A 13949-nucleotide genomic window follows, 5' to 3' on the forward strand; every position below is an offset into this window, starting at 1 on the left:
CGCTACTGCGCCCACGGGTGGTCGATGACCACGTCCACGACATCCGTCCCACCGAGGTCCACGTCGGCGCCACTGCCGTGAACGACGTGCGTTGCCCAAGTGTCGTCGATGAGGTCGGGCACCTGGGCACTCCGGTCGTCCATCACGAGCGCAGCTCCCGTCGCGGCCGCGACGGCCACCGTCAGGACGTCGCGATCCCCGAGGAAGTGTCGTCGATCTGGCCGAGTCACCGAGCGTGCGTCACGATCGACGGTCAGCAGGCGTGCCTCGTGGTCGACGGCGAAGGTTCGCCCTGACGTCGACGCCGACTGCGCCAGCCGATGGTGCGTGACCACTTCCCCGCCGGAGATGACGGCCGTGTCGTCGGGGTCGATACCGAAGCCTCGTACGCCCCGGTCGACCGGCCGCGTCGATCGGCCGGACAGGCTCGCGTCGTCGACGGAGATCCAGGGAAGCGCCGAGCCGGACGGATCCGAGAAACCTACACCGACCGCGACCTCGCCGGCGTCGAGAGACACCGCGCCTCCGGCTGACCAGACAGCAAGGATTGCGCAGACGCCCTGCTCGGAGAACGGGAGATGGATCGTCACGGGTGTCCCCCGGCCGACGCCCTCGGACATCAGCAAGCGGGCCAACTGCGCGACGTGGTCCGAAGTCCGGACGTAGGACTGCTCGCCGTCTATGTCGACGATCATCGGCGCACCCGGTTCCGCTTCGACCGCTGCGTCGAACATCGCCGCCATCGTGCGCTGGGCGGCCAGGCTCGAGTCGGCATCGCGGGGCTCGGGTGGAGGCGGGGCGGGCTGGGCGATCTCGATGTCGCCGACGACGGCGTCGTCGGCGATCCCGAACGAACGCAGAACCGACAACAACACCTCGGCGACGTGGACCACCGTGGACTCGTCGTACAGGTCGGTCGCATAGATCAACGAGCACGCGGATTCGGCTCGCCCATCGGATGCAACCGCATCCGAGAACACGAACTGAAGGTCGTATCTCGCGACGTGTTCTTCCGCCTCGAGTGCGGACACGGCCAGATTCGGAAGTTCGAGAACGGTGGTCGCGTGATTCTGTAGTGCGAGCAGCACCTGGAAGAACGGCGATCGAGACCTCGATCGCGGTGGGTCGAGCATGTCGACGATGCGATCGAACGGCACATCGGCGTGCGAGAACGCATTCAGGTCGGTCTCGCGCACCAGGGCAAGCACGTCGCCGACGGTCTCGGATCCGTCGAGCGGTGTTCGCAGGACCACGGTGTTGACGAACATCCCCACCATGTCGTCGAGGGCCGAGTCCCCGCGTCCCGCAACCGGTGTCCCCACGGCGATGTCGGCATCGCCGGACAGTCTGGCCACAACAACGGCGAGGGCAGCGTGCAGTGTCATGAACAGCGTCACGCCATGACGACGAGCCAGCGTGTCGAGGGCCGACCGCAAGTCCGCGTCGACGACGAAGCGGTACTCGGCACCGACTCGACCGACGCCCACGCCCCGTGCTCGGTCGACGGGCACACCCCGCTGCTCGGGCAGTCCGTCCAGTGCAGTCCTCCAGTACGACTCCTGCCGTGACACCAGCGAGTCCGGGTCGTCGGTCGACCCCAGCGCCTCGAGCTGCCACAGCGCGTAGTCCGCATACTGAACGTCGAGCGGTGTCCACGACGGCTCCGTGCCGCGAATGCGTGCGTTGTACGCGATCAGCAGATCGCGCGTCAGCGGTGCCATCGAGAAACCGTCAGCTGCGACGTGGTGGGTGACGAACACCATGACGTGCTCGGTGGGCGTCACCTCGAGAACACGCAGGAGCACCGGGACCGACGCGGTGACGTCGAACGGGGTCGCGAGTATCTCGCGTACACGATCGACGACGTCGTCACCCGAGATCTCTTCGAACACGAAGTCGATTGCTGCATCCGCGCGTGGAAGAACGACCTGCGTGCCGACGCCGTCGATGTCGGGATAGTACGTTCGCAGGGTTTCGTGGCGACCGACGACGTCGTCTGCGGCCCGACGCAGGACGTGGACGTCGAGGGTGCCGCTCGCTCGCAGCGCGAACGCGATGTTGTAGTCCGTGGACGTCGGGTCGAGTCGAGCGAGCAGCCACATGCGTTGCTGCGCCGGGGAGAGCGGAAGCGTGTCGGGTCTACCGAGAGACACCAGTGTTCGACGCCTGCCCGTCCCGACCTGGGACGCGATCCTCGCCGCGAGAGCCGACACCGTGGGCGCTTCGAACAGCGCTCGTAGGTCGACCTCGGTGTCCAGAGCCGCGCCCAGTCGGGCGGTGACCTGGGTCGCGACCAACGAGTTGCCGCCCAGCGCGAAGAAGTCGTCGTCCGAGCCGACCCGGTCGTTACCGAGGACGGCCGAGAATGCCTCCGCCACCGCTTCTTCCACGGCGGTGGACGGGGCGCGGTACGCCGTGTCGACGACGGTCGGTGCAGGCAGTGCGCGCCGGTCGAGCTTGCCGTTGACGGTGAGGGGCAGATCTTCGAGTTCGACGAAACCGGACGGAATCATGTAGTCGGGCAGTCGTTCTCCTACGGTTCGACGGATCGAGTCGAGGTCGCGAGACGCACCGGCCGCACGTACGAAGTACGCGACGACCCGAGGCCCGAGCGGTGGGTCCTCCCGCACGACGGCAACCGCTGTGGCTACCGAGGGATGGGCCGCAGTCGCTGCTTCCACCTCACCGAGTTCGATACGGTAACCACGGACCTTGACCTGTTGATCGGCTCGACCCGAGAATTCGAGCTCGCCGGTCTTCCCGGAGACCACCCATCGGACCCGGTCACCGGTGCGATAGAGAGGTTCGCCGTTGTCCCCGAAGGGGTTTGCTACGAAACGCGTCGCTGTCAAGCCCGGTCGTTCCAGATAGCCGCGGGTCACTTGAGAGCCACCCACGTAGAGTTCGCCTTCGACGCCTACCGGCACGGGATGCAGGCGACGATCGAGTACGTGTACGGACAGGCCCGCAATCGGCATCCCGATTATCGAGCCGGACTCGACGTCGGATGCAGCGATTCGCCGGACAGTGACATGCACCGTCGTCTCCGTGATTCCGTACAGGTTGAACAGTGCAGGACCACGGGCTTCGCCGTCGCCGTGCCTGCCGAACCACGTGCGCAGACGCCTCGGTTCGAGCGCTTCTCCCCCGAACAACACGTGCCGGAGAACGAGTTCCGTCGACGACTCGGTGTCCACGTCGACCAACCGTTGAAACGCCGACGGCGTCTGATTGAGAACTGTGACACGCTCGGAGGCGAGTAGTTCCCGAAACACCTCGGGAGAACGAGCGGTGTAGTGATCGACCACGACGAGCGTGCCGCCGTGAAGGAGGGCTCCCCACATCTCCCACACGGAGAAATCGAATGCGAACGAGTGGAACATCGTCCAGACGTCGGTCGCTCCGAACTCGAAGACGTCGTTCGTCTTCTCGAAGAGGGTCAGCACGTTGTCATGGGTGACTCCGACGCCTTTCGGCTGCCCCGTCGATCCCGACGTGTAGATGACGTACGCGAGCGACCAACGACGCAACGACGAATGCCGTTCTGCATCGGTCACTGTCGCCTCGGAGCGCCGATCCACCTCGGCCGCGGTAGGAGCGACAGCCGCCATGTCGACGGCAGGCAGTCCACCGAAGCGTGAGTCGACGCCCTGGTACACGGCCGCGACCGGGGCGCAATCGTCGAGGACGAAACGAACCCGATCGTCCGGGTGGTCCGGATCGATGGGGAGGTACGCGGCGCCCGAGGTGACCACGGCGAGCAGCGCGACCACGAGGTCCGCCGATCGGGGCAGCGACACAGCGACCGTAGCTTCCGGGCGTGCACCCAGCGCGATCAGTTCGCGAGCGATCACGTTCGCTTTCGCCGCGACATCTCGGTAAGTCCAGGATCTGCCCCCGTCACGCAGTGCAACGCGATCGGGTACCTCTCCGGCCATGGCATGGAACCGGTCGACCAACGTGGAGAATGCGGACGGCATCGGGTCGTCGGTTGTCTCGGTGACGAGTGCGAGCTCCAGCTCCGCAGCCGGAAGCAGCGTCACGTCCCCCAGCGGCTCGTGCGCCTGCTCCACGAGCGCGGACGCAGCACGTGCGTAGGCGTCGGCGATGCGCTGCACCGTGGCTCGATCCAGTGCATCCGCGGCGTACACGAATTCGACGTCCCACCCGGCCACGTCACCGGCGTCGTAGGCGTCGGCCACCGTCACCTGCAGATCGAATTTCGCCTCGACGGAATCGAATTCCACCCCGCTGATGGTCAGGTCGGGCAACTCCAAGTCGATCCGAGCGAGGTTCTGGAACACGAACATCACCTGGAAGAGCGGGTGTCTGCCGCGGATTCGGTGCGGATCCGTCACATCGACGATTCGCTCGAACGGCACGTCGGCGTTGGCGAACGCGGACAGATCGGTTTCACGTACGTCGGCCACGAACCGGTCGAAGTTCGCGGCCGGATCGACCCGGGTGCGCAGAACGAGAGTGTTGACGAACATACCGATCATCTCGTCGAGGCGACTGTCCCCACGACCCGCGACAACGGTTCCGACGGTGATGTCCTCGTTGGCGGACATTCGCGACAACACCACGGCGAGGGCGGCGTGCATGACCATGAACGGAGTTGCCCCGACGCCTCTGGCGTACGTTGCCACCGCATCTCGCGTCGACCGATCGATGGACACGACGACGGCGCCTGCCCGTTCCTCGGCAGCGGCCGTCGTCGTCGTGCGAGAACTGCTGCGCGGCAACTCGATTTCGGCAGGCACGTCCGAGAGCTGCCGGACCCAGTAGTCGATCTGACGCGACGCGGGCGATGCGGGATCGTTTTCGGAGCCGACGAAATTGCGCTGCCAGACTGCGAAGTCCGCATACTGCAGGGGCTGAGGATCCCATGCGGGTTCGTTGCCGGTCGCCCGAGCTGCGTACGCGCGCGCCAGGTCCCGGGTGAGCGGACCTACCGAGAATCCGTCCACGGAGATGTGGTGGGCGACGACGACGAGGACGTGCTCGTCTGCGGACTCCCGCAGCAGAACCGCGCGTACGGGAACCGTCTCGGTCACGTCGAATCCACGAGACACCATCTCGAGGACTCGCGCGGTAGTCGACGCGGAGTCACTGTCCTCCACACGTAGTGCAACCGAACGGTGGGGTTCGACGAACTGGAAGCCGACCCCGTCGACGTCGGGGTAGCGCGTCCGTAGGATCTCGTGTCGGGTCGTGACGTCGTGAAAGGCCTCGACCAGGGCTCCGACGTCGAGGTTTCCTGTTATCCGGATCAGCGCGGGCACGTTGTTCGCTGCCGAACGAGGATCGAGTCGGTTGAGGAACCACATGCGTTGCTGCGGTAGGGACAGCGGAGCCGGGGTGTCGTGGTCCGGTCGTCGCGCCAGAACGCCTCGGACCGACCGCGTGGTCTCCCGCTCGATTCGTCCTGCGAGGACCTCGACTCCCGGAGCGTCGAACAACATCCGCAGGGGAACGTCGGTGGACAGCTCTGCTCCCAACCGCGCCACCACCTGGGTTGCGATCAGCGAGTTCCCGCCCAGGGCGAAGAAATCGTCGTCCAGACCCACTCGGGGTGCGCCGAGCATGTCCGAGTAGGTCGAGGCGACGATCTCCTCGACGGGAGTCGACGGCGCCCTGTGCGTCCGCACCTGGACCGCGGGCGCGGGCAGCGCCCGACGGTCGAGCTTGCCGTTCGGACCGACCGGCAGCCGGTCGACGACGACGATCGACGTCGGAACCATGTAGTCGGGGACGAAGCGCGCAGTAGCCGCACGGATGTCCGCTGCGTCGATGCTCGCCCCGTCCTCGGGTACGACGTACGCCACCAAGGAGTCACCGACGATTGCGTCGGTGTGCAGTACCACGACGGCCTGGCGAGCGTTGGGATGAGTGAGCACTGCAGCCTCGACCTCACCGCATTCGATGCGCTGGCCTCGAAGTTTCACCTGGAAATCGCTGCGGCCCACGTAGTCGAGTTCACCGACGGGGTTCCACCGCACCAGATCTCCAGTCCGATAGAGTCGTCCGCCCGTCGAATCGAACGGGTCGGCGACGAACCTCTCGGAAGTCAGTGTCGGTCTCGTCGCATAGCCTCTGGCGAGTTGTACCCCTGCCAGATACAGCTCCCCCACGACACCGGGCCATACCGGGTTCAAGCGCGAATCGAGCACGTACACACGGGTGTTCGAGACCGGCCGGCCGATGGGTACGGTCGGCGCAGCGGAGTCGACGATGTCGTACCGGGTGACATCGACGGCGGCCTCGGTGGGTCCGTACAGGTTGACGAGGTCGGTTCCAGCCAGAATTTCCGATGTCGCACGCACTGTGGCAGCGGGGAGCGCTTCTCCGGATGCGAAGATCCGCCGCAGCCTTCGCGCCGACCGCGCGTCCGGATGAGCGGTGAACACCGCGAGCATCGACGGTACGAAGTGCGCGACGGTGACGGAGTGCGTCTCGATCAGCCGTGCAAGATAGGTGGGGTCGCGGTGACCGTCCGCATCCGCGATCACCAGCGTCGCCCCGATCCCGAGCGGCCAGAACAGCTCCCACACAGACACGTCGAACGTCAGCGGAGTCTTGTGGACCACGACATCGTCGGTGCCCAGTGGATAGCACTGCTGCATCCAGTCCAGCCGATTGACGACGGCGCGGTGGCTGACCACCACACCCTTCGGCCTGCCGGTCGACCCGGACGTGAAGATCACGTACGCCGCGACGTCCGGATGGTGTCGATGGACCGACACAGTCGCGTTCGGTTCGCTCTCGACCGTGTGGTGCACGTCGATGGTGACGACCCCGGTTGTCGCCTTCGACAACTCCACGCTCGACGCAGCACCGTCGACGAGAACGACTGCGGCTTCGGACGCCTCCAGAACGTAGTGCAGGCGCTCGATCGGTTGCTGCGGATCGATCGGTACGTAGGCACCGCCGGCATCGAGCACGGCGTACACCGCGAGGACCGACTCGAAAGACCGTGACACTGCCACACCGACGGTGGTCTCCGGTCCGACACCTGCGTGTTGCAGCGTCCGAGACAGCGCCTTCACCTGATCGAAGAACTGTGCGTAGGAGATCTCGTGGTCACCGTGGCGAATCGCAATCGAATCGGGAGACCTCTGGGCAACCCGGCGGAATCGATCGAGGAGCATGTCCTCGCGGGCAGCGACCGCGGTTCGGTTCCAGTCGGTGAGAACCGATGTCGTCTCGTGGTCGTCGAGAAGGTCGATGTCACCGACGACCGCGAACCGATCGGTGACCATGGCCTTGAGTATTCGGACGAATCGCCGTCCGGCTGCGGCGATGGTGTCTTCGTCGAACAGCTCGGTCAGGTAGAGGAACTGAGCCGACATTCCTGCGGGTTCGCCGGAACGGTCGAAATCCTCCGACATGGTCAGGTACAGATCGAACTTCGACAGCCCGGTTTCCAGTTCGACGCCCGCGGCGCGGATCTCCGGGAGCTCGACGCTTGTGCGTTCGAGATTCTGGAACGCGAGCATCACCTGGAACAGAGGTTGTCTCGCCGTCGACCTCGTCGGATCGAGTATCTCCACCAGCCGCTCGAACGGAAGGTCCGAGTTCGCGAACGCGTCGAGGTCGGATTCGCGCGTCGACGCGAGCACGTGCCTCACGGTGTCCGAGGGACGGATCTCGGATCTGAGCACGAGCGTGTTGACGAACATGCCGATCACATCGTCCAGCGCACGCTCACCACGGCCTGCGATCGGCGTTCCGATCGTGACGTCTTCCGTTGCCGCCGCACGTGCCAACAGAATCGCGAACGCTGCGTGCACGACCATGAACGGCGTGCATCCCACGTCGAGGCCCAGCGCGACGACGGCGCGATGCAATGCACCGCCGATCGCGAAGCGGTGAACGGCACCGCGCTCGGACTGCACGACCGGGCGAGGACGGTCGGTCGGTAGGTCCAGCTGCTCGGGGCTCCCTGCGAGACGCCGCTTCCAGTAGTCGATCTGCGTGCGAACCAGAGATTCCGGATCGTTCTCCTCCCCGAGGACCTCGCGCTGCCACACCGAGAAGTCGGCGTACTGCACCTTCATCGGCTCCCACATCGGTGTCCGACCTCCGACTCGTGCCGCGTATGCGTACACGATGTCTCGCATGAGGGGACCGATGGAGAAACCGTCGGCGGCGATGTGGTGGACGACGACCGCGAGGATTCCTTCGGTATCGCCGACTCGGAACAGATGGGCACGGAACGGCGGAGCTTCGGACAGCGCGAAACTCGTGTTCACCAGCACGCGGATGCGTCCGAGCGCGTCGTTCTCGGTGCAGGTGTCCACACCGAGCTCGAACGGGCTCTCGTCGATACGCAGAATTCGTTGGTGGCCGACACCGTCCACATCCGGATACACGGTGCGTAGCGTTTCGTGGCGTTCACGGATGTCGTCGATGGCCGTTCGGAGGGCTGTCTCGTTCAGCTCACCGGTGAGACGGACGACGATGGGAATGTTGTAGGCGGCGGAGTCCGGTTCGAACTGATCCAGGAACCACATTCGTTGCTGCGCAAGGGACAGCGGTATTCGTTCCGGACGTGTGCGCGCCGTCAGGGGTGCGCGCCGCTTCTTCCCGACGCTGCGATCGATCACTGCTGCCAGGGCAGCCACCGACGGTGCGTCGAACACGGCGCGGACATCGAGGTCGACGTCGAGTTCTGCGCCGACCCGGGCGGTCACCTGAGTGGCGAGAAGCGAGTTGCCACCGAGAGAGAAGAATTCGTCGTCGCGCCCGACTCGATCGACACGCAGGAGGCTGCTGTAGACCTCGGCGACTACGTGCTCGGCGCGAGTACGCGGCTCGGTGAACTCTGTGCGCTCGAACATCGGCTCCGGCAGCGCTCGCCTGTTCAGTTTGCCCGACGGTCCGAGCGGGAGCTCGCCGATCACGAGGAACGCCGACGGAACCATGTATTCGGGCAGTACCCGCCCGGCCACATCCCGCAGCCGTTCGGTGTCCACGGACGACCCGTGCGAGGGGACGATGTAGGCAACGAGCCTGTCACCTCGCACATCCACCACGGCGTGGTGGACCGAGCCGTCGCGGAGAAGAACGTTCTCGATCTCCCCGAGTTCGATGCGCAACCCTCGCAGCTTGACTTGAAAGTCCGAGCGGCCGAGGTATTCCAGCTCGCCGTCGGTGCGCATCCGTACGACGTCACCCGTGCGATAGAGCCTCGCCCCGTCGATCGAGAACGGGTCGGCGACGAACCGGTCAGCCGTCAGGTCCGGCTGATTCGAGTATCCGCGCGCGAGTTGCACGCCGCCGAGGTACAACTCCCCTTGCCCACCCACGGGGACTGGGTGCAACCTCGGATCGAGCACGTGCACACGAGTGTTGAACACGGGACGTCCGATCGGTACGCCGTCGGTGTCGGTGTCGGAGAACTCGTGGTGGGTCACGTCGACGGCAGCCTCCGTGGGGCCGTACAGGTTGACCACGCGTGCACCCGGCAGTGCCGTCTGCAGCGACGATGCCGTTGCGGACGGCAGGGCTTCTCCCGAGCAGAACACCCATCGCGGCGCGACGTTCGCCGGTGCCCTATCGGAGGCGTACACGGCGGCCATCGACGGTACGAAGTGCAGGACCGTTACCTGCTGGGACGACAGGAGCGAGGCCAGGTAGTTCGGATCACGGTGGCCGTGCGGACGCGCGATCACCGTTCGAGCACCGATGTGCAACGGCCAGAACAACTCCCACACCGACACGTCGAACGTCACCGGAGTCTTGTGCAGGACGACGTCCTCTCGGGTCAACCCGTATTGTTCCTGCATCCAGACGAGCCGATTCACGATGGCGCGGTGGTCGACCGACACCCCCTTGGGGGCACCCGTCGATCCCGACGTGAAGAGAACGTAGGCAGTGTTCGCCGCGGTGAGCGTACCGAGACGATCGGCGTCGGTCAGCGGTCCGGGCGAGAAGGCGCGCAGGTCGATCTCGTCCACGGACACCACCGGGACACTCGATGCTTCGAGCGCCTGGCTCGAGATCGACGCGCCGACAAGGTCCTCGTTCCTCGACAGCACCAGCACAGCGTTCGACGCCGTGACGATGTGCCGCTGCCGCTCTCCAGGCTGATCCGGATCCATCGGGACGTATGCAGCACCAGCTGCCTGCACGGCGTAAATGGCCACGAAGAGGTCGAAGGAGCGATGCATCGAGACCGCGACTCTCGTTTCCGGACCGGCGCCTCGCGAGATCAGGTACCGCGCAAGCGTGTTCACGCGTGCGTCGAACTCCCGATAGGTCAGAGTGACGTCGTCGCACGTCAGAGCGTCGGCATCGGGCGACGCTGCCGCGCGCGCAGCGTACATCGACACCAACGTCGACGTCTCGTCGAACTCGTGATGGGTCGAATTGATCTCGTCGATCAACCAGCGGCGCTCGGCGGCATCGATCAGAGCGATGTCGCCGACGACCGCCGTCGAATCCTCGGACACCACGTCGAGGAGAAGACGAACGCGAGCGGCCAGCGCGTCGACGGTCGACGTATCGAAGATGTCGCGCGCGTACGTGATGGAGAATTCGATGCCGTTCGGGTCACCGGAGCTGGAGTAGCTTTCGGAGAAGACCAGTTCGAGGTCGAATCTGGCGGCATGGACGGCGACCTCCACGGGCGACAACGCAAGTCCGGACGCCTGTACGGTCGCGCGGCCTCCGTCCTGGAAGGTCAACAACACCTGGAACAACGGGTGACGTCCAGAGAAACGAGGTGGGTCCAGTATCTCCACCACACGGTCGAACGGAAGGTCCGCGTGAGCGAACGCGGACAGGTCCACCTCGCGTACTCGGGCCAACACGTCGTCGAAGGTCGCCGACGAGTCCACCGGCGTCCGCAGCACCAGCGTGTTCACGAACATGCCGACGACTGCGTCGAGATCGGTCTCACCGCGGCCGGCAACCGGTGTACCCACGACGACATCCGATTCACCGGACATCCGCGCCAACAACACTGCGATGCAGGCGTGCACCACCATGAACGGAGTGACGCCCCGGCGTCCGGCGAGTTCGACGATTCGCCGATGGACGGCTGCATCGAGACGTCGGGAACTACGTCCACCCGATCCCGACCGAACTGGCCCTCGCGGCCTGTCCGTCGGGACGATCGTCTCCTCCGGCGCACCGGCGAGTGTCGTCGACCAGAACCTTTCCTGAGCCGCAGCCAGTGACGTCGGATCGTCGGATGCCCCGAGCAGCGCTCGCTGCCACACCGTGTAGTCCGTGTACTGCACCGGTAGCGGTATCCACTCGGGCGCGTGCCCAGCGAGGCGCGAGACGTACGCTTCCGTGACATCCGACGCAAGAGGGCGCATGGAGAAGCCGTCGGCTGCGATGTGATGGACCACGAAGATCAAGACGTGATGCTCGGATGCCGTGCGCAGTAACCTGACTCGGAACGGCGGCGCGGCCGTGACGTCGAACGGCGTCGTGGCGGCCCGCTCCAGGTGACGCATCACCGACGACGGATCCGCGTCGACGACGCTCAGATCGATCGGGGCATGCCCTGGATCGGCCACCGATTGGGTGCCTGTCCCGTCGACCTCCGGGTAGGTGGTCCGCAGTACCGCCTGGCGAGCGACCACGTCACCGACAGCTGCCGTCAGAGCAGTCGGATCCAGCGGCCCGCGCAGTTCGAGCGCCAGCACGATGTTGTCGGCGGCGGACTCGCTGTCGAGCCTGGCCGAGAACCACATTCGTTGTTGGGCAGCCGAGAGCGGGACGGGGTAGGTCACCGGCAGACGCCCGAGCACGGCGGTGCCGTCGGGCCCGGAACCGGCGGCGAACTCGACGACCGTCGCCCACTGTTCCACGGTCGCGTTGTCGAAGAAGTCACGGACGGCGGTGCGTACGCCGAATCGAGAATTCACACGGGACACCGCACGCGTCGCCGCCAAAGAGTTCCCACCGAGGGCGAAGAAGTCGTCGTCCAGCCCGACGCCGGATACACCGAGGAGCACCTCGAACTCCTCCGCGACACCGATTTCCGTGTCGGATTCCGGTGCGCGGAAGGCGGTTCGTTCGGCCGGGGGGTCAGGAAGGCTTCGCCGATCGAGTTTGCCGGAGTGTCCGAGTGGCATCGCGTCCAGTTCCACCAGGGCACTCGGCACCATGTACGCCGGAAGCACCGCCTTCAGCCTGGCCGTCGCCGCCTCCTCGTCGAATTCGGACGATCTCGTCGGCACCACGTATCCGACCAGGCGGTCGCCGCGCACGATCACCGCGCATTGAAGCACGGAGGGATCCTGCTGCAGAACGGTTTCCACTTCGCCGAGCTCGATCCGCAGTCCGCGGAGTTTGACCTGGGAGTCACTGCGGCCGAGGTAGACCAGAACCCCGCCGTCGGTCCACTTGACCAGGTCCCCGGTGCGATACATGCGTCGACCTGAACCGAATGGGTCGGCCACGAACCGATCCGCAGTGAGCTGCGATTTTCCGACGTATCCGCGTGCCAGTTGAATACCGGCGAGGTACAACTCTCCGACCGTCCCATCGGGCACGGGGCCGAGTGCACCGTCGAGTACATACAGCTCGGTGTCGTCGGCAGCTACGCCGATGGGTACAGGTCCGTCGCCTGCCCCCGTCACGTGGTGCGCGGTCACGTCGACGGCGGCCTCGGTCGGCCCGTACAGGTTGTGCAGCTCGGCAGCCGACAGCGATGCGAACCGTGCTGCGGTGGCGGCACCGAGCTCTTCGCCCGACGCGAAGAGGTATCTGAGACTCGAAATATCCTCTACGCCGACGACATCGACGAACACCGCCAGCATCGACGGGACGAAATGCGCGACGGTCACGTCGGTGGACCGGATGGTCTTCGCAAGGTATTCGGGGTCGGTGTGCCCACCCGGCTCCGCGACGACGAGCGTCGCACCCACTTGCAGCGGCCAGAAGAACTCCCATACCGACACGTCGAAGGTGAACGGTGTCTTCTGCAGGACGACGTCCCGCGCGTTCAGCCGGTACAGGCGCTGTCGCCAGTGCAGGTTCGCGGCGATTGCGCGGTGCGAGACCCCGACGCCTTTCGGCCGACCGGTCGATCCGGACGTGAAGATCACATAGGCCAGGTCGTCCGGCGCCGGTCCCGACAGATCCCCGTCACGGGCGTCGGAACCGTGGGTCAGGAGGGTTCGAACATCGACGACGGGCACTTCGGACGGCAGCCGGTGGGCGATGGTGTCCTCGGTGACGATCAGTACCGGCTCGGCGACGTCGACGATGTAGTCGAGCCGCTCGCGCGGATGATCGGGGTCCAACGGTAGATAGGCGGCGCCGGACTTGACGATTCCGTACATTGCCACGATCAACTCGACCGACCGATGCATGGCCACGCCGACGGTTCGGTCGGGCCCGGCACCCAGCGACACGAGGTGACGTGCCACCTGCTCGGCTCTCCGATCCAGCTCTCCGTAGCTCAACACCTGGTCTCGAAACCGCACCGCAGGGCTGTCCGGTGTGCTCTCCACGACAGCGTCGAATTCGTCGAGCAACGTGCCGGACGGCCGGACATCGTCGCCGTCGAACTCGGGGGCGGCGACGAGACGGGACAGCGAGGCGGCGAGCTCGGTGAGAACGCGGTCGAACGCACCCTCGTCGGACTGGAAGGTCGCGGGAAGCAGGTCTCCCAGGACCAGAGCGAACAGCGCGTCCGGTCCGAGGACTCCACCCATGCTGGAGTCCAGCCGGTCCACTGCCTCGGCCAGCTGACCGAATCGGACGGTCACACCGTCGAACACGAGGGCGGGACGATCGGCCTCCGCGTGCGCGACGGACGTGACGAGCCTGCGAACGTCGGTGACCGAGAGGGGCAGGCTGTGGTCGGGATCGACAACCATGTGGTGCAATCCTCCCCACCCTCGATCGAATGTTCGGTACCGCGGTGTTCGCGTGCCGAACAATCAAGAGCGGTCTACCTTGCCCACGATACTGTGACGAAC

The 13949-nt window shown here is 65.7% G+C and carries 1 protein-coding gene; it reads right to left on the reverse strand.

The features are described from left to right. Positions 1-2: 2 nt before the first annotated feature. Positions 3-13847 (reverse strand): non-ribosomal peptide synthetase, encoded by a 13845-nt coding sequence (locus tag CH289_RS00645; RefSeq protein WP_094726976.1) that lies wholly within the window; start codon positions 13845-13847, stop codon positions 3-5. Between the last annotated feature and the right edge of the window lie 102 nt (positions 13848-13949).

The organism is Rhodococcus sp. RS1C4, assembly GCF_002258225.1.
Classification (GTDB): Bacteria; Actinomycetota; Actinomycetes; order Mycobacteriales; family Mycobacteriaceae; genus Rhodococcoides; species Rhodococcoides fascians_E.